Raw genomic sequence first — 16,622 nt, forward strand, 5'->3', positions numbered from 1 at the left:
GCGGTTCGCTCCCTTGCGGTCTCAGGTGACGCTGCCGGTCACCATATTCAGATAGATGGTCTCGATGTCGGTATCGCTGAGGCGGCCACCTGGCCGGTACCAGGTGCCCAGCCCCGTCAGCATGGCAATGAGGGCGCGGGTCACCACGCGCGGCTCGCTGACCTTGAATTCGCCCGCCGCCGCCCCGCGTTCCAGGATGCGGGTCAGCACGTCCTCATAGGCGCGGCGCTGCGCCTCGACGCCGGCAAAATTCTCCGGCTCCAGGTTGCGCAACTCCATGTAGGAGATGAACACCGCGTCGGTCCGGGCCAGGTGATAGCGGATGTGGAAGCGGGTGAACCGCTCCAGCGCGGATTTCGGCGCCTCGTCCGCCGGGGCCGTGGCCGCCTCTGCCTCCCAGGCGGCCAGAAGCGCGGCCATATGGCCGGACATTAGGTCCCTTAGGAGATCCTGCTTGGTGGGGAAGTGATTGTAGAGCGCGCCGGGCTGGACACCGACCTCGGTCGCAATCTGGCGCATGGACACGGCCGCATAGCCCTGACGGGCAAACAGGCTGAGCGCGGCCGCACGCACGCGCTCCGCTGTCTCCCCGCCCTTCGCTCCGCTCGGTCGCGCCATGTTCCTTCCTCCCGGCGCTCAAATTAAATGAACGATCATTCATTTTCAAGTCCAGATATCCGGTCGGCCTTGAGCGGCGCCTGAACCATAGCCACATCTTGACGCGGTTTCTGCAAGTTGTCGCAATAGCGGTGTAGCTTGCCTTCAGAAAATGCCGGCTGGTGCTTTGCCAGCTGACGACAAGGGATCGGAACATGGACGGAAACGAGCAAAAGGGCGGACAGTCGCAGAGCTGGGCAAACGCGGAGTGGCTGGACAGCCTGGACGAAGAGCTCGAAATGGAACTCGACGACCAGCTGATGCCGCCGGAACTGGCGCGCGAACTGGCCTTCATTTCCGACATGAAGCACAAGTCGACCGTTGACCGTCAGGTTTACTTCCATGAGTTGCTGCGGCTTCAGGCCGAGCTGGTGAAGATGCAGGACTGGATCCAGCACACCGGCTTCAAATTGGTGGTGCTGTTCGAGGGCCGTGATGCCGCCGGCAAGGGCGGGGTGATCAAGCGCATCACCCAGCGCCTCAACCCGCGCGCCGCCCGCGTTGTCGCCCTGCCCGCCCCGACCGAGCGCGAGAAGAGCCAGTGGTATTTCCAGCGCTACGTCCCGCATCTGCCGGCAGCCGGCGAAATGGTGATGTTCGACCGCTCCTGGTACAACCGTTCCGGCGTCGAGCGCGTCATGGGTTTTGCCTCGCACGAGCAGGTGGAAGAATTCTATCACGACGTTCCGGAGTTCGAGCGCATGCTGGCCCGCTCCGGCATCAAGCTGGTGAAATACTGGTTCTCGATCACCGACCAGGAGCAGCAGCTGCGCTTCCTGATGCGCATCCACGATCCGCTGAAGCAGTGGAAACTGTCGCCGATGGACCTGCAGTCGCGCATCCGCTGGGAGGCCTATACCAAGGCCAAGGAAGAGACCTTCGCGCGCACCAACATTCCGGAAGCGCCGTGGTTCATTGTTGAGGGCAACGACAAGAAGGCAGCTCGCCTCAACTGCATCTCGCATCTCTTGTCGCAGGTCCCATATGAGGAAATCCCGCATGATCCGATCAAGTTGCCGGATCGCGTGTTCAACCCGGACTACGAGCGCATGACGCTGCCGGAAGAGCTGTACGTGCCGAAGCGCTATTGAGGGCATCAGCTGCAACACGTTTGGTGCCAGCCTCTGTTACAGGGGCTGGTATCTGCCTGAAAACACTGCCAACCTGTCGCTCCCACTCCGGCAAGCCGTTCGAGCCAGCTGAGGCCGTTCTGACCCTTGCTACACTTCAGCCATTTCTGAGGAGCGCACATCATGACTGAAACTGCGAAGCCTGTTCGCTGGGGCATCCTGTCCACGGCACGAATTGCGCGCGAGAAAGTCATTCCGGGGATCCAGCGCTCGAAGACCGGCACGGTTGCGGCGATTGCCTCGCGCAGTCAGGACAGCGCCGATGCGGCCGCCCGTGCGCTTGGCATTCCGGTGGCCCATGGCAGCTACGAGGCGCTGCTGGCGGATCCCTCGATTGATGCGGTCTACAATCCGCTGCCCAACCACCTGCATGTTCCGATGACCATCGCCGCCGTGAAGGCGGGAAAGCATGTCTTGTGCGAGAAGCCAATCGCCTTGTCGGCGGAAGAAGCGCGCCAATTGCTCGATCTGCCGAAGGACAAGCTGGTCGCCGAGGGCTTCATGGTGCGCTGGCATCCGCAGTGGCTGAAGGCACGCGAGATCGTGCGCTCGGGCGAACTGGGTGACCTCAGAGCGATCCAGTCCTTCTTCAGCTACTTCAATGCCGACCCCGGAAACATCCGCAACCAGGCCGACATCGGCGGCGGCGCCTTGATGGACATCGGCTGCTATCCGATGGTCGCCGGACGCTTCTTCTTCGAGGCCGAGCCGTTGCGGGTGGTTTCGCTGATCGACCGGGATCCGGCCTTCGGGACCGATCGTCTGGCGAGCGGCCTGATGGATTTCGGCAATGGCCGCAGTCTGGACTTCACGGTGGCGACCCAGTTGGCCCCCTTCCAGCGGCTGCAACTGGTCGGAACGAAAAAGCGGCTGGAAATCACCATTCCCTACAACGCGGCACAGGGCGAAGCGGTCAGCCTGCGCCTCGACGACGGGTCGAAGCTTGGCGATGCGGCAGCGCAGATACTGGAGATCGCGCCATGCGATCAATATGCAGAGCTGGTGGATGCCTTTGGCCGGGCGGTGCTGGGCGAGGTGCCCCCGCCCTATGCCGCCGAGGACGCGGTGCGAAACATGGAAATCCTCGACGCGCTGTTCCGCTCCGAGCGCGATGGTGGCTGGGCCAGCTTGTCGCCGCTCTGAAGGAGAGGGCGGACAGGGAAATGCTGAAGCGAAGGCGTGCTGTTGAACCTGCCGATGTCACCCCGGGTGTAGCGAAGTGAAAACCCGGGGCCTACTCATTCGCAAAGCGACGAATTTTTTCCGCAGTGGCACAAAACGAAGCTGAATAGCGCGCTTGTGCACAGCGTGTCTGAAAAGCTCTGCAAGCGAGTAGGCCCCGGCTCTCGCGTTGCTCGGCCGGGGTGACACGGAGTGAGCCTGTCGAGAAAGAGGTTTCCTGACGCAAAAAGCCCGGGCGAATGAATCGCCCGGGCCTTCTCTCTTTCCGTTAAGTGATCCGCCGCTCAGGCGACCAGATCGAGCCAGATCCCACCCTGAATCGCATTCGCAACCAGCGCCTTGTTCTCACCACTCTCCGAGAAGCCGAACAGCACGTCGGCACGGTTCCAGGAGCCATCCGCCAAGCGCTGCTGCCAGCCGGCAAGACCACCAGCATCGGCGTCACGCGCCAGAACGTTCTGGTAGAGCGCGTTGATGAAAGTAGTGTCGGTTGTATTCTGGCCGTAGCGCTGGACGAACTCGGCCGAGCCGATGAAGGCAGACGACATGGTCTTGATGCCAAGGCCGTTGTCGACGAGATTCAGGTTGTGCGTCAGGCCAGGCTTGTCCGGGGTGCGGGCAAAGGCTGCCTGATAGAGGCGATAGACCTGACCGGCGGACCCGCCATCGGTGTCAAAGGCCAGAACACCGTTGGTGAAATGCAAGCGCTCGACATTGGTCAGCGTGTCTGTGCCGAGGCCAGCATTGTTCGCATTCACGACGATGGCGCTTGGGCCGCGTTCGATCTGGACGCTTTCGCGAGTGGTTTGATACTGGGCGATGTCGAGACCACCCATGCCATCGATGAAGTCATCGCCGGCGTTGCCGATGAAGACGTTATGGGCCTCGTTGCCGATCAGGCGGTCATTGCCGCTGCCGCCAATGGCCTTTTCGACGGTGACGCCGTTGGCAATGGTGAAGCCGCCCTTGACGCCCTTGACCCAGGACACATAGCCGCCGGCATTCTCGCCGGTCAGCGGTGCGGCGCGCAGGTCGATGGTGGCATCGCCCGTGGCGCCATTGGCCGAGATGGTGTCCATGCCGGCCGTATCCCAGATCGAGCGCCAGCTCACTCCGAGACCATTTGCCGTCGGCAGCAGGTAGGTGGAGTTTCCGGTTTCAGCGGCGCGCACGCCATAGAGAAACTGGGCCGCCGCGATATCGAAGGCCATGGCCGAAGAGGCGGTGCCGAAGGTCGGGCTGGTCACCGGCTCGCCCGTCCAGCCTGAGACGTAGGACATCACGGTGTAGATGACCTGGTTCTGGCCGTTGGTGCCGGTGTTGTCATCCGCGCCATCCGGAACGCCCGGGAACAGAGTGCCGTCATGTGGATGGTAGACGCCGAGCGTGTGACCGATCTCATGCACGACCGTGTGATAGCTGTCCCCACCTTCGGCGAAATTTTCGAAGTTGGCACCGCGGACCGAGTACTCAATCGTTATCGGATTCTCACCACCGGAGGGAGCAGTCGTCTGGCCGAGAATTGTATCCTTGCCGTCAATGGTCGTGCGCAGGATCGAGATGATCTGCGCTTCGGCCTTGTTGGTGGTCAGGACGAAATCGATGTTGGCAACGCGCGACCATTCATTGAAGCCGGCCATGTTCCGCTGGATTTCAGTCTGGGTCCAGGCGCGGATGCCGGCATCATCAAAATAGACCTTGAGCGGCGCGGAATTGTCCCAGCGAACCGGATTGGGCAGCTCGGGCTCTGTCAGCAGGCCTGCAACATAAGGATTGGTCGGGATCTGACCGACGGTAATAAAAGTCGACATATGTGGTCTCCACAAGGGCACATATGAGGAATCTCACGCCGCCGCCGCATTCGCAAGGAGGGGGGAATGGCAATAACTGGGTGCTTCTTTTGACGCCACGCGCCAGAGATTGGCAGGAGGCATCCGGGTCCGATCATAGGACGTAGCGAGCCTGGCCCGCTTGGCGTCAGCCGAGCGCCGTCGTACCGCTGTCGAAGGCGGCCTGGCTTCGCAACATTCGCTTCACCGGTGACCAAAAGCCCTGATCAGGACAGACCGCATCTCGGCCATGGACGGCTCGGGGCCTTCGGCGGTGGGCGTCATCCCGGCGTCGAAGCCTTCTGCGAGGAATCGATCGACCAGGGCCCGGTCGCGGCTGACAACGTGGATCGGGACGGAGCGGGACGCCCCTTCGCCGGTCACCAGGGCTGCGGGTTGATGATCGCCGAGGAAGATGAACACGGCATCGCCGCCGAAGCGGGCAATGTAGTCGCCGACCGTTTCGAGCGCATAGTCGACCGTCCGGACATACTGGTGGCGGACCCGCTCATGATCTGCCCAGACCACGGCCGGCGGATCGCCGCTTTCGGCCTGCGCGTTGAACACGGTGCCATCGCCGACATCTTCCCAGTTGATCAGCGTCGCAACCGGTGTCCAGGGCGCATGGCTTGAGATCAGGGCAATCTCCGCCATGACGGCACGCCCTTCCGCATGCGCCGGTCGGCGCACGAGACGGTCAAAGGCTGAAAGCGTGTACTGATCCGGCATGGTCACCCAGTTGAAGGGCTTGCCCCTGTAGCCGAGATCCTTGAAGGCGACAATCTTCTCATAGCCATAATAGGCGGCCTCCGGCCAATCCATGGTGATGGCCGGCATGACGGCCGCTGTCAGCCATCCGGCCTGGAGAAACATCCAGTTGAGGCTCACCTGCCCGCTCGCCATCAGCATGTCGTAGCGGGCCTGACTGTCGACCCAGAGCCCGGACAGGAGCGTTCCATGGGCAAGCCAGCTCAGCCCCCCCACGGTGGGCGAGCGCGTCCAGCCACTTGCCGAGGCAAACCCGGCGTCCTGCAGCCGCTGCTCGATCCCGTCAAGACGAGGCTGGATCAATCCGCCATAGCGTGGGTCGTCAATCGCGCTCCGTCCGTAAGATTCGATGAAGATCAGGATTACATCCCGGTCCCGCACACCGGCGAAGAGCTCTGTCTGTTCCGCTGGCCGGGTATCAGCCAAAAGCTCGCCCTCGAAGGCCCTGATGTCGGCAACCGAGTGGGCGACCAACGCCAGCCGGTCGCCAAGGTAGGACGCCACCCTCGCATCGGCGAGAGGCCGCATCCCGACCTGCGCATGGAGGGTCCAGAGCACGCCGCCGGCGATGAGAGCAAGCAGAAACCCGCGTGTTGCCAGCCGGCGAGCGCCTTGGGCGAACCGGGTCATCGACACACAGGCCCACCAGAAGCCGGCGACAACGGCAGCCATTGCCGCGACCACCATGACCACAGCGAGCGCCGCGCCGGGGACGCCTATGGTTCCCGACAAAAGGTTCCAGCCGTCGCCAATCAGTTTGACGTCGAGGTACGGATTGAAGCGGCGTTGGAAGATGGAAATCACACCGACATCGGCAAGTTTCAGAACCAGCAGGGCAAAGGCGCTGATCGTGGCTCCAGCGGCAAGAGCAATCGCCAGACGCGGCGGCAATACCAGCAAGCCAAGCGCAACCAGGGGAACTTCCAGCGGCAGACGCAAAAATCTGGATAGATAAAAATCCCCGGGGCTGTCCGGCATCGTACAAGCGGCAAGAGCAATACAGGTGAAGACCAGGATCGCACCCCAGGCCTTCGCCCCACTGACATGCGGATAGCTGCTGTGCAGACTGGGAACATTCATCGTGCATACCCTGCAACAGGCCGACGATCCGAACGCCGCGACCATCCCACGCCGAGAACAGAATGCGTAAACTGAGGATTATCGGGATCAGTATCGGCCTCGCCGGTCTGGTCTTTCTTGTCTGGGCCGCCGATCCGGCGGCGATCGCGGCCGCCCTTGGCAAGGTGCCAACCGGCCACATGCTCGCAGTGACGCTGCTGGTCCAGATCCAGATCGTATTGTCTGCCCTGCGCTGGCGGTTTACTGCCGGGCGGCTCGGCCAGGACTTTCCGGTGTGGATCGCAATCCGCGAGTACTATCTCAGCAGTGTCCTCAACCAGACCCTGCCCAGCGGCATCGCCGGAGACGCCACCCGGGTCTACCGGGTGCAGGATGGCACCTCGGGCGGCTGGAAGCGGGCGGCGATGGCCGTCGTCCTGGAACGCTTGTCGGGGCAATTCGCCTTTTTCGTGCTGACAGGCATCGGCCTGCTCGCCTGGCCGTTCGTGCTGCCCGTCCCCTTCGACGGGATCTCTGGCCCTGTTCTCTGGGGTGCGCTGCTGTCCAGCATTGCCCTCATCGCAGCATCGCTCCGGTTTCGTCAGGTCCTGGCAGCCTGGTTCCAAAGGCTCAGGCCAAATCTCGCCGCCGCCTTCTGGAACCAGGGCGCTCTTGCGGTCCAGGTCAGCCTCAGCGCGCTGATTGTCGGCTGCTATGTGGTGAGCTTCCTGCTGGCATCCGATGCTGTCGGTGCGCCGCTGCCCCCTGTTGCCGCCATCACGATCATTCCACTTTGCCTTCTGGCGATGCTTGTTCCCCTTGGCGTCGGTGGCTGGGGACCGCGCGAGGCCACCGCAGCCGCCTTGTGGCCGCTCGTTGGATTCACGGATGCCGAGGGGATTGCCGCAAGCCTGGTGTATGGCAGCCTCACTCTGGCCGGAACGGCCCTTCCCGGCCTTTGCGTCGCCTTCGGATTGCTGCTTCGCCGGCTGAGCCGCCGCATCTAGGTCCGCCCGCCTCATTCCGGCATCAAACGTGCGTAGATGTCGCCAGACGGGCTTTCGGGGGTCAGCCTCGCAAGTTCGTTCAGGAGGGGCCCTGCCTCCTGCCACTCCGCGTCAACGAAGCAATGGCGCTCGCCGATCACGCGATTGAAGCGATAGTTCCCAAGATGCATCAACCGCTCGATGGCGTCCCGGGCGACCCCCGGCATCGCGGGAATATACTCAAAGGCGATGAGGCCGATGGGTTGCGACAGGCCTTGCAGGATGTCGCTTTCGGCCCCCTCCACATCAATCTTGCAGAAGGCGGGCAAGCCGTATTTCGCGATCAACTTGTCCAGTTTTGTCATCGGGATGCGGACCTCACGATCCCAGACCACTGTCCGGAACCCTTCGGCGTCGCTGACGCCCTCGATGAAGCGGGGTGAAACGGTTGTCACTGTTGGATGGCGACTGGAAACATGGAGCGTGACGTCACCCTCGCTCGCTCCGACCGCTACCCGCTCAAACCCGGTCAGTTCGGCGGCGAGATGCCGGGCTATGAAATCGGCAAAGGCCGGTTGCGGCTCGACAGCCACCACCCTGGCCCCAAGCGACAGCAATGTCCGGCTGCGGCTGCCCACGTGGGCCCCGATATCGAACACAAGGTCACCTTCCCCGATCAAACCCGCATAGAAGCGTTTCAATTGCTGCCGGCGCCAGGGTTGGCCGTAGTAGATCACCAGCGAACGGGTCATGCCGATTGCAGTGTTGATGCTGCCCAATACGCTCATTTGCCTGACCTGGCGGCCGAGAGGAGATAGTGGCTGTCCACGGCAAAGGACCAGGCGAGCAGGCCCAGTGCGATGGCGGCGATCCCCGTTGAGAGGGGCGGCTCCAGCCCGGGCACCAACATCAGGCACATTGCGGCGACCTGGACAACGCAGACCAGCTTGCGCCGGAAAGACGGCGGCAAATCTCCGCGCAACCGGGGGAGAGGTACCTGCGCCAGCACAAAGCCATAGCGCATCAGACCAATCAGCAGGACCCAGATCCCGGCCTTGCCAAGAAAATACGCCGCCACGGACAGGCAAAGAATGAGAAGAGCGTCGATCTCCATGTCGAACCTGGCTCCAAGCGCAGATGAACAGCCGGAGCGGCGCGCCAAATAGCCGTCCACGCCGTCAAGGGCGAGTGCCACCAGCACCAGGCCGACAAAAGCCCAGGAAGCAAGAGAGCCTTCGGCCGCCGTTGCCGGGAAAAGCACGGCCGCTGCAATCAGGCTGACAATCGCGGCACGGATCGCAGTTACGGTGTTGGCAGCCCCGAACCGCTTGAAACCGTGGTGCCGCAGGCCAAAGATCACAAGTGAGAAGATGAACAGGAGCAAGGCGCTTGCCGCGCCAATCGTCGTCAGCCCTAGGGACAGGTGCAGTCCGACCGGCACATAGCAGATGACCGCCGCACAAAAGACCGAGCCAAGCGCGATCATCGCGCGGGCTTTCAGCTCCGGTGACGGCGTGTAGGCAGATATGGCCGCCGGCGCGGCATCAGACATCCCTGGATGCATTTCCAACCACTCTTCACCCTGGCCCCCGCTCGCGGACGCGGCATACTGATACAAGTTTGGCACCTGTAAAAAGGTAAGGCGACTAAATCGAGAGCCAAGGGTATGGTCGCCAGAAAGACGTGTTTCAACAATGCCTCAACCGGCGTGAGAGGACAAACTGACAAGAAGTTGATCCGTCCCAGGCGGTTGAGGCGTCAGCGTCGTTTTGCCAATCATGCTATCGAGGACACGCTTTCAAGGGTGACCTCAAGCGCTTCATTCTGCCTTCCGTCTCGATCTCGGCGTCCACCTGTCTCGCGGTCTCAACCTTCTCCCGCGCGACCACGCAACCTCTCCAAGGAGACTGGAATGACCCCGGACACCGGCAAGCCGCAAGCGCCCAATGCCAGTCTTGCCCACGCCCTGTGGCTTCCGTCGGCTGGCCGATGCCGCATGGGGGCGGAGACGCTTCCGCCACCGACAGACGATCAGGTGCTTGTCCGCATGCAGTACAGCGGCATCAGCCGGGGCACCGAAGATCTCGTTTTCAACGGGCGTGTCCCGCCGGCAGAATTCGAGCGCATGCGCTGCCCGCATATGGGCGGCGGCTTGCCCTTTCCGGTCAAGTACGGGTACGCGGCAGTCGGCCAGGTGGAAGCTGGCAGGGCAGACCTGATCGGCAAGATGGTATTTTGCCTGCATCCACATCAGGATCTCTTCGTCGTTGGCGGCGAGGCAGTCGTGCCGCTGCCCGATGACCTGCCACCCGCCCGTGCCATCCTGGCCGCAAACATGGAAACAGCCCTGAACATCGTCTGGGATGCCGGCATCCTGCCGGGGGACCGGGTAGCCGTCTTCGGGGCCGGCGTGGTCGGCACGCTCGTCGCCTATCTCGCCTCGCGGATTGTCGGGACGCAGATACTCTTGATCGATCGCAATCCGAAGCGGCAGGCCCTGGCAGATCACCTCGGCATCGCCTTCGCGCTGCCCCCTGCGACAGGCGGCGACCTCGACGTGCTCGTCAATGCCTCGGGCTCTGGCGAAGCTCTTGCCCAGGCGATTGAACTGGCCGGGCAGGAAGCGCGTATCATTGAAGCAAGCTGGTATGGCGACAAGCCCGTCACCCTGCCGCTCGGCGGCGCCTTCCATGCCCGGCGGCTGACAATCGCCAGTTCGCAGGTTGGTTCGGTGCCTGCCTCGCGGCGCGCACGCTGGACTTTCGCCCGCCGTCTCGCCAAGGCGCTCGAACTTCTGCGCGACGACGATCTCGACGCAATGATCAGCGCTGAAACCCGCTTTGCCGATCTTGAAACCGACTATCCCGGCATCCTTGCCAATCCCGACACCCTCTGCCATCGCATCCGTTATCGAGAGTGAGACCTCATGTTCGCAGTTGAAGTCCGAGATCACATCATGATCGCCCATAGCCTCCCGCGTCCGGTTTTCGGGCCGGCACAGGGCATGCATGGTGCCACTTTTGTCGTCGACGCCGCCTTCTTCACCAAGGACGTGGACGAGGATGGCCTGGCGGTCGATATCGGCGCAGCGACCACCGTGCTGGGCGAGGTGCTGAAGCCGCTCAATTACCAGAACCTCGATGAAGTGGCCGTTTTTACCGGCAAGATCACAACCACCGAGGTCGTGGCAAAATACATCTTTGACCAACTTGCCCAGGCCGTTATCGACAAGAAACTCGGCGAGGGCAGCCACCGCATCTGCCGTCTCAAGGTGACGCTGCACGAGTCCCATGCTGCCCGAGGCTGGTATGAGGCCGACCTTTGAGCAAAAGCGTCACCTTCGCCTATCCGGGCGACCTGAACCTCAACACCGGGGGTTACGGTTATGACCGCCGGGTGATCACGGGTCTCAGCGAGGCTGGCTGGGTCGTCTCCAGCCTTGGGCTCGGCTCCGGCTTTCCGCGTCCGTCAGATAGTGTCAAACGCGAAGCGGAGCGCCGTCTGTCAGCCTTGCCGGACGGTGCCCTCGTTGTCATCGACGGCCTTGCCTTCGGGGTGCTGGATGACTGGGCGGCACAGGAGAGGGACCGGCTGCGGATCGTCGCGCTGGTTCATCATCCGCTGGCATTCGAGACGGATCTGCCTCTCACCGAGCAGGATCGGCTGCGGAAGTGCGAAAGCCGCGCCCTCTCCTTCGCCCGCCATGTCGTGGTCACATCACCAATGACCAGGCGTGACCTTGAAGCTGCGTTTGGCGTGCCGCGCAGCCGTTTGACCGTGGCGCTTCCAGGCACGGACCCCGCCCAGGTTTCGGCTTGCAATGGCAATCCCGCGCATATTGTCTGCGTCGCGTCCCTGATCCCCCGCAAGGGACACGAAATCCTGGTTTCAGCCCTCGCCCGGATCAGCGATCTGCCCTGGCGCGCGACCATCGCCGGCAGCCCGGACCTCAGCCCGCAGACTGCAGCAGCGCTTCGCCAGCAGATCGACGGATTGGAACTGTCAGGCCGGATCGATCTGACTGGCGACTGCAGGGACGCACGGGCCCTGATGGCTACGGCCGACATTTTTGCGCTCGCCAGCCGGTTCGAGGGCTATGGCATGGTCTTTGCCGAAGCCCTGTCGCAAGGCCTGCCGATTGTCGCCTGCCAGGCTGGCGCCATTCCCGATGTTGTCCCCGCGAGCGCCGGCCTCCTGGTCCCGGTCGACGACATCGACGCCTTTGCCGGGGCCCTGCGGGCCCTGATCGTCGACAAGCCGTTGCATGCCCGGATGGCGGCTGCCGCCCGGCAGGCCGGTGCTGACCTGCCGGACTGGACAAGAACGGCCGAGACCATCTCGAACACGCTGGCAGCCTTGCAATGAGTGGCTTTGACAAGACATGGCTGGCCCTGCGGGAACCGGCAGATCAGGCAGCACGGCACCCGGGACTGGTGCAAGTCCTTGCCCGAACCCTGTCCGCGCTGCCCGATCCTCGTGTTCTGGACATCGGCTGCGGGACAGGGTCGACTTGGCGCAGCCTTGCCCGCCTGATGCCCGGCACCACCACATGGCAACTGCTGGACTATGACCCACTCCTGCTGGCGGAAGCCGAGCGTCAAATTGGCCCGAACCCCGCCGTCACCTTCCACCGGCATGACCTGAACGAAATCGGTACACTTCCTTTGACCGGGACCACAATGGTCACCGCCTCCGCCCTGTTTGACCTGTGTTCGGAGGCTTTCTGCAAGGCTCTGACGGACAGGCTCGTCGAGGCCGGCTGTGGTCTATACGCCGCGCTGAATGTCGATGGCGCGGTCAGCTGGTCGATCCCCCATCCACTCGATGCCCTGATGGTGGATCTGTTCAACCGGCACCAGCGCACGGACAAGGGATTTGGCCCGGCGCTTGGTCCAGATGCCTCCGGCTGCCTTGCCCGTCTCTTCGACGCCCAAGGTTACCATGTCAGGATCGAGCCCAGCCCCTGGCATCTGGACCAGGCTTCATCGGCCTTGCAGATGGAACTGCTGAAGGGGTTTCGCCAGCCGCTGCTTGAGGTCTCTGATGTTCCGCAAGCCACAATCGATGCGTGGCTGGCCTTCCGGTTGGCGGCAATCCATGAACCGGAAAGTTCATGCCTGCTGGGCCACACAGACGTCCTTGCCCTGCCGAGCTGATCCGCGGTCACGTTCCAGCCGGCAATCGAACAGGATGTCGCTGCCAAGGTTGTAGACATCGGTTACCGGGCGATGCGCGCCGGTCAGGCGCTCAACCGGCGGAAGGATGATGCCGCTCGGCCCGGAGCCGATGATGATCGGTGAAATCGCGACATGCAACCTGTCGACGAGCCCGGCCTCAATGAAGCGGGCAATGGTGCGTGCACCGCCTTCAACAAGAACGCGCAGGAGATTGCGCTGCGCCAGAGCGTCAAGGATATCCTGCGGGTCTAATCCGTTTGCCTTGGGCGGCAAAGAGACAACATCTGCGCCCGGAAACAGGCGACCTCGCGCCGTGCTGCTGCGGATCACAACCACTGGCGCACCGCCATCCCGAAACAGGCTTTCGCGGCCATCCAGGTCGCCATGGCAATCCACCACCACGCGGACCGGCGCCGGCCCCTTGACCATGCGGACAGACAGTTTTGGATCATCGGCCTTGACCGTCCCGACCCCGACGATCACCGCATCGACCAGGGCCCGGCAGCGGTGCAGATGGGCAAGGCCATCGCGCCCAGATACATCCCGGGCATCGCCGGCAGGCGTTGCAATGCGCCCGTCGAGCGACTGGCCGACCTGCGCCAGGACGAACTGCCCGCGCGCGCCGGCAATGGGACCATAAAGACCGAAAGCCGCGTCGACCCCCGCCAACCCCTCGTGTCCCAGCCGAAGGGCAAGAAGGCGCTCCCAGGTCGCCTCACTGATCTGCATGCTGCGCATTCCCGCCCCTAGAGCATCTTGTAAAGCGTTGTGTCCCGCCTGACCGCATGATGAACCAGCACCGCACCCAGGTGCAGCGCAAGCAGAGCCAAAAGTCCCCAGGCACTGAACCCATGGATTGCCGAGAAGATCCCTGCAATCTCAGGCGTCTTGCCGATCGGGCTCCAGACAGGAACCAGATTGAACCAGACCAGCGGAAATCCATGCGCATTCGTGGCCAGGAACCCGCTGACAGGCATCACCACGAGCAGGACATAGAGCAATCCGTGCACGAGGCCGGCAGCGGCCCGTTCGGCGGCGCGCCCCTCAGGTTGCGGCGGCCTTGCGACAAGCCGGTTGCCGATGCGCAACAACATCAGCCACAGCACCAGAAACCCCAAACTCTCGTGCAGCATGTAGAAATCCAGCTGCACCTCCTTCGCCGTGAACTGGATGACCATACCAAGCGGCCAGGTTGCCAGAACAAGCAAGGCCACGAGCCAGTGCAGGAGCCGAGATGTCGCCGGGTATCGCTCGACCCGCAGGACGAGATCAGTCGTGGCGATGGACCGGGAAAAGAAGCTCATTCCAACCCTTCGGACATGATGATCAGTTCTGCCGGGGAAGTGCCTGACGGCAAACCCAGTTCTTGTTTTCAATGTATGGCATGATCTGAAACAGGCAAGCGGGTCTGAGCTGGATCCGGCTAACCTTTCCGTGACATCCGGAGGGCTTGATTAGTCAATCCAGCCTTCGCCCTACCCGCAAGATGGCCACTGTCGGATGGATGAGCCTGCTCGACCCGATCATCGCGTATTGACTTCCGGGGCTGTCCGATGCCTCCGATAGCGAAGTCGGGGCATCCCTTGTGGCCGGTGGGCCCGCGCTCGCGCAAGGGGCGGTGAACTTCGTGGCGAGGTATGTGGTCAGGGAAAGGCTCTAAGGGAACACTCCGGGAGGGGATGACGCTTGGCTACTTCAGTGTGCAGTACGCCGGATCTCTTGGGCCAAAGCATCAACCTCTTCCAATGCGAACAGTCTACAGTCTGCTTTCAAAAACTCATCCTTCAGGCTATCTACGTAGTCCTGAGAGTGATCGCCAAACTCGCCTACGACGATCAGGCGATGATCGAGTGTTTCGGCAAGAGCTCTCCCTTCAAGCACTCGTTTCCCGGCTTCCGCAAGGCTGCGCTCCGATTGGTCAAAACGTGCTGAGTCTATCAAATTGTAAACCCCGTTTTGATAGCCGAAGTCAGCCTTGACGCTCACACCCCATTTTGGAATTTCGACAGCATGGGGGCGCACTTGGAGTAGAGAAAGAACCCCGGCATCTGCGAATGCTCGTTTCAGGCGCGTGCTTACACGTTCCTGACGCTGACTTCGTGCTTCTGCGGCTACCAGATTAGAGAAAAGTTCGTTGGCGGCTTGTACCGCGCTCTTCCCTGAAATCGGAAGCACCGGCGTAATCTGAAAAATCCCGGCACGCCTCGAATTGAAGTCCGACGCAGAGACCGAATAGTCACGCTTTCGAAACTCGAAATCGACACGCTCTGCAAAATCTTCGAGTGCCAACTTCAGAAACGCAGGACTGGCGTCCCCAAAAATTCTCTTCACTCGGCCAAAGTCAGAGCTGAACTTTCGCACAAGCAAGCCTTGCCGCTTGTCAAACACAAGCACGCCGACGTTCACGAACTCAAAACGCTCAGGGCGAGGACTAAACTGAACGATGCTGTAAGCTAGTTCGCACTCACTCATCTGCAGCCTCCCCTTGGTCAAGTTGTAGCTCATACTGATCAAATATGGCAGCAGGAAGCCAACTTCCCAACCGCTGGGCGCGCTCGTCCAAGCAGGTGGAAAGGCGCTCGCTGAGCCCAACAGTCATTCCCCAGGCGCGCGGAACTTCCTCACATACCCGGCGAAGCATCGTCCGGTCAATCCGCTCGACGGCCGCCAGGGCCGATCCGAGCGTCTTTCTGGTCAAGAAGTGATCGAACTGTCTAAATCGACCGTAAACAATTTGTTCTTCGACCCAGGCTTGACCCAGTTCATCGTCCAGGGTCGTTTCCACCAGTGCATGCGAGTGATCGATCGCCAGCAGTTGAACCATGCGCTTGTCGGGCTTGAGCAAAACATTGTCGTAGTTCACCACGTCGAACGGATAGCAATCACCATCAGCGAAGCGATCCTTGTTGCGCAGCCATGTATCAAGGACCACGAGTTTGGCTATGTCGTCAGGTTTTCTCAGTTTCTTGAGCAGCCCGGAGTTAGGCGACAGCGACGTGGCCATCTCTTCCCACCTAGAACAAAAGGCGGGGCCAGGTTGAACCTGTAGCATAGGGTGGTTCGGTAAGTTCATGGGAGGTAAGGCCATAACGGCAAAGTCTGGAGTCTTAAGACCTAGCAAGCATGCTGCACTGCAACCAACGATCTCGCAAATTAACGCGTCAGCGCCTGCAGGATTACCGAGATACTTTACAATAGCCAATCCAGCGTCAGTTGAAACCTGAAGGGGTTTGGTACTGGTCTCGAGCACTTTTACAACGCGCTGGATTTCAGTGGGCTGCCAATGGATGCCTGCAAAAACCAAATTGCCTACCTTGAAAATTGATGAACCCGGTGCCGACATCAGGCCGCTGCTTCAGGTGCTTTAAGAGCGGACGAACTCATTGTCAGGTATAGACCGAAGAAACCATGCAAATCGTTCGGCAGTCAAGGCTAGGCCTCTCATCGCTCGCTGTTGTGCAGACGGCATCCGTCGTCATGGGAAGGATTGTATCCTATCGGTTCGCACCTTCTGCGGATTTCGCGCGGCATGCGTCTTGCCGGACCACTATCGCCCTGTTTTCGCGCGTAGATTTCGTCCGATTGCTGCCTTATTGCTGACCCGCTATTGCGAACGCAAAAAGCCCCGCTGGCAAGAGCCAAGCGGGGCTTTTGATAATTTTTTATGACTTTGATTTTGGTTGCGGGGGCAGGATTTGAACCTGCGACCTTCAGGTTATGAGCCTGACGAGCTACCGGGCTGCTCCACCCCGCGTTGAGGTGTTTGGCGGTTTTTGTCCGCGGAGCTGATTGTCTTGTTGGATTGAAGAGGATTGTTTGCACTTTGCAGGCCTG

16 protein-coding genes and 1 tRNA gene are annotated in these 16,622 nt (G+C 61.5%); 7 read left to right on the plus strand and 10 right to left on the minus strand.

Annotation, left to right across the window (positions count from 1 at the left end; genetic code table 11):
* Positions 1–21: 21 nt before the first annotated feature.
* The gene (locus tag ACTIFE_RS15500; RefSeq protein WP_439530065.1) at positions 22–618 is read right to left on the minus strand and encodes a TetR/AcrR family transcriptional regulator; all 597 of its coding nucleotides are present in this window, start codon (positions 616–618) and stop codon (positions 22–24) included.
* Between the two features lie 194 nt (positions 619–812).
* Between ACTIFE_RS15500 and ppk2 the strand changes: the two genes are divergently transcribed.
* A complete protein-coding gene (gene ppk2 / locus ACTIFE_RS15505) occupies positions 813–1,748 on the plus strand; it encodes a polyphosphate kinase 2 (protein ID WP_439530066.1) in 936 nt (311 codons plus the stop codon).
* 162 nt (positions 1,749–1,910) lie between these two features.
* Positions 1,911–2,930: a Gfo/Idh/MocA family protein gene (locus ACTIFE_RS15510; protein WP_439530067.1), complete on the plus strand. Its 1,020-nt coding sequence runs from the start codon at positions 1,911–1,913 to the stop codon at positions 2,928–2,930.
* Positions 2,931–3,253: 323 nt separating this feature from the next.
* On the opposite strand, the gene ACTIFE_RS15515 is transcribed toward ACTIFE_RS15510, so the two are convergent.
* Together ACTIFE_RS15515 and ACTIFE_RS15520 are read right to left on the minus strand one after the other, a co-directional pair.
* A complete protein-coding gene (locus ACTIFE_RS15515; protein ID WP_439530068.1) occupies positions 3,254–4,780 on the minus strand; it encodes a DUF4214 domain-containing protein in 1,527 nt (508 codons plus the stop codon).
* Positions 4,781–5,002: 222 nt separating this feature from the next.
* Positions 5,003–6,646, minus strand: a complete 1,644-nt coding sequence (locus tag ACTIFE_RS15520) for a sulfatase (protein WP_439530069.1) — start codon at positions 6,644–6,646, stop codon at positions 5,003–5,005.
* A 62-nt stretch (positions 6,647–6,708) separates the two neighbouring features.
* On the opposite strand from ACTIFE_RS15520, the gene ACTIFE_RS15525 reads away from it, so the two are divergent.
* Positions 6,709–7,632, plus strand: coding sequence for a lysylphosphatidylglycerol synthase transmembrane domain-containing protein (locus ACTIFE_RS15525; RefSeq protein ID WP_439530070.1), 924 nt, complete (start codon positions 6,709–6,711; stop codon positions 7,630–7,632).
* An 11-nt stretch (positions 7,633–7,643) separates the two neighbouring features.
* Here the strand turns inward: ACTIFE_RS15525 and ACTIFE_RS15530 are convergent, their stop codons facing one another.
* Positions 7,644–8,399, minus strand: coding sequence for an FkbM family methyltransferase (locus ACTIFE_RS15530; RefSeq protein WP_439530071.1), 756 nt, complete (start codon positions 8,397–8,399; stop codon positions 7,644–7,646).
* Positions 8,396–9,163, minus strand: a complete 768-nt coding sequence (locus ACTIFE_RS15535) for a CDP-alcohol phosphatidyltransferase family protein (RefSeq protein WP_439530072.1) — start codon at positions 9,161–9,163, stop codon at positions 8,396–8,398. Before ACTIFE_RS15535 ends, ACTIFE_RS15530 begins: the two co-directional genes overlap by 4 nt.
* Positions 9,164–9,523: 360 nt before the next feature.
* On the opposite strand from ACTIFE_RS15535, the gene ACTIFE_RS15540 reads away from it, so the two are divergent.
* Genes ACTIFE_RS15540 through ACTIFE_RS15555 form a run of 4 tightly spaced genes read left to right on the plus strand, consistent with a single transcriptional unit; the run spans position 9,524 to position 12,767 of the window.
* Positions 9,524–10,531, plus strand: a complete 1,008-nt coding sequence (locus tag ACTIFE_RS15540; RefSeq protein WP_439530073.1) for a zinc-dependent alcohol dehydrogenase — start codon at positions 9,524–9,526, stop codon at positions 10,529–10,531.
* A gap of 6 nt (positions 10,532–10,537) precedes the next feature.
* Positions 10,538–10,936, plus strand: a complete 399-nt coding sequence (locus tag ACTIFE_RS15545; RefSeq protein WP_439530074.1) for a 6-pyruvoyl trahydropterin synthase family protein — start codon at positions 10,538–10,540, stop codon at positions 10,934–10,936.
* Positions 10,933–11,976 (plus strand): glycosyltransferase family 4 protein, encoded by a 1,044-nt coding sequence (locus tag ACTIFE_RS15550; protein WP_439530075.1) that lies wholly within the window; start codon positions 10,933–10,935, stop codon positions 11,974–11,976. Before ACTIFE_RS15545 ends, ACTIFE_RS15550 begins: the two co-directional genes overlap by 4 nt.
* Positions 11,973–12,767: a class I SAM-dependent methyltransferase gene (locus tag ACTIFE_RS15555; protein WP_439530076.1), complete on the plus strand. Its 795-nt coding sequence runs from the start codon at positions 11,973–11,975 to the stop codon at positions 12,765–12,767. Before ACTIFE_RS15550 ends, ACTIFE_RS15555 begins: the two co-directional genes overlap by 4 nt.
* On the opposite strand, the gene ACTIFE_RS15560 is transcribed toward ACTIFE_RS15555, so the two are convergent.
* The 5 genes from ACTIFE_RS15560 to ACTIFE_RS15580 all read right to left on the minus strand — a co-directional run bounded on the left by ACTIFE_RS15560 (position 12,723) and on the right by ACTIFE_RS15580 (position 16,542).
* Complete coding sequence (locus ACTIFE_RS15560; protein WP_439530077.1) at positions 12,723–13,517, minus strand: RibD family protein; 795 nt, start codon at positions 13,515–13,517, stop codon at positions 12,723–12,725. The two genes, ACTIFE_RS15555 and ACTIFE_RS15560, sit on opposite strands and share 45 nt — an antisense overlap.
* A gap of 17 nt (positions 13,518–13,534) precedes the next feature.
* On the minus strand, positions 13,535–14,092 hold the full coding sequence (locus ACTIFE_RS15565; protein ID WP_439530078.1) for a cytochrome b: 558 nt from the start codon (positions 14,090–14,092) through the stop codon (positions 13,535–13,537).
* Between the two features lie 391 nt (positions 14,093–14,483).
* Complete coding sequence (locus tag ACTIFE_RS15570) at positions 14,484–15,260, minus strand: DUF3037 domain-containing protein (RefSeq protein WP_439530079.1); 777 nt, start codon at positions 15,258–15,260, stop codon at positions 14,484–14,486.
* Positions 15,253–16,131, minus strand: a complete 879-nt coding sequence (locus tag ACTIFE_RS15575) for a HipA family kinase (RefSeq protein WP_439530080.1) — start codon at positions 16,129–16,131, stop codon at positions 15,253–15,255. Before ACTIFE_RS15575 ends, ACTIFE_RS15570 begins: the two co-directional genes overlap by 8 nt.
* 334 nt (positions 16,132–16,465) lie before the next feature.
* Positions 16,466–16,542: transfer RNA gene (locus ACTIFE_RS15580), tRNA-Met, on the minus strand.
* Positions 16,543–16,622: the final 80 nt, after the last annotated feature.

Source organism: Pannonibacter sp. (assembly GCF_051860505.1).
In the GTDB taxonomy this organism is placed as follows: Bacteria; Pseudomonadota; Alphaproteobacteria; order Rhizobiales; family Stappiaceae; genus Pannonibacter.

Coding starts and splice junctions, on each gene's coding strand:
- ACTIFE_RS15520 (WP_439530069.1), bottom strand. CDS start 6,646: ATGAATGTTCCCAGTCTGCACAGCAGCTATCCGCATGTCAGTGGGGCG.
- ACTIFE_RS15500 (WP_439530065.1), bottom strand. CDS start 618: ATGGCGCGACCGAGCGGAGCGAAGGGCGGGGAGACAGCGGAGCGCGTG.
- ACTIFE_RS15540 (WP_439530073.1), top strand. CDS start 9,524: ATGACCCCGGACACCGGCAAGCCGCAAGCGCCCAATGCCAGTCTTGCC.
- ACTIFE_RS15570 (WP_439530079.1), bottom strand. CDS start 15,260: ATGAGTGAGTGCGAACTAGCTTACAGCATCGTTCAGTTTAGTCCTCGC.
- ACTIFE_RS15525 (WP_439530070.1), top strand. CDS start 6,709: ATGCGTAAACTGAGGATTATCGGGATCAGTATCGGCCTCGCCGGTCTG.
- ACTIFE_RS15575 (WP_439530080.1), bottom strand. CDS start 16,131: ATGTCGGCACCGGGTTCATCAATTTTCAAGGTAGGCAATTTGGTTTTT.
- ACTIFE_RS15535 (WP_439530072.1), bottom strand. CDS start 9,163: ATGTCTGATGCCGCGCCGGCGGCCATATCTGCCTACACGCCGTCACCG.
- ACTIFE_RS15515 (WP_439530068.1), bottom strand. CDS start 4,780: ATGTCGACTTTTATTACCGTCGGTCAGATCCCGACCAATCCTTATGTT.
- ACTIFE_RS15565 (WP_439530078.1), bottom strand. CDS start 14,092: ATGAGCTTCTTTTCCCGGTCCATCGCCACGACTGATCTCGTCCTGCGG.
- ACTIFE_RS15560 (WP_439530077.1), bottom strand. CDS start 13,517: ATGCAGATCAGTGAGGCGACCTGGGAGCGCCTTCTTGCCCTTCGGCTG.
- ACTIFE_RS15530 (WP_439530071.1), bottom strand. CDS start 8,399: ATGAGCGTATTGGGCAGCATCAACACTGCAATCGGCATGACCCGTTCG.
- ACTIFE_RS15555 (WP_439530076.1), top strand. CDS start 11,973: ATGAGTGGCTTTGACAAGACATGGCTGGCCCTGCGGGAACCGGCAGAT.
- ppk2 (WP_439530066.1), top strand. CDS start 813: ATGGACGGAAACGAGCAAAAGGGCGGACAGTCGCAGAGCTGGGCAAAC.
- ACTIFE_RS15510 (WP_439530067.1), top strand. CDS start 1,911: ATGACTGAAACTGCGAAGCCTGTTCGCTGGGGCATCCTGTCCACGGCA.
- ACTIFE_RS15545 (WP_439530074.1), top strand. CDS start 10,538: ATGTTCGCAGTTGAAGTCCGAGATCACATCATGATCGCCCATAGCCTC.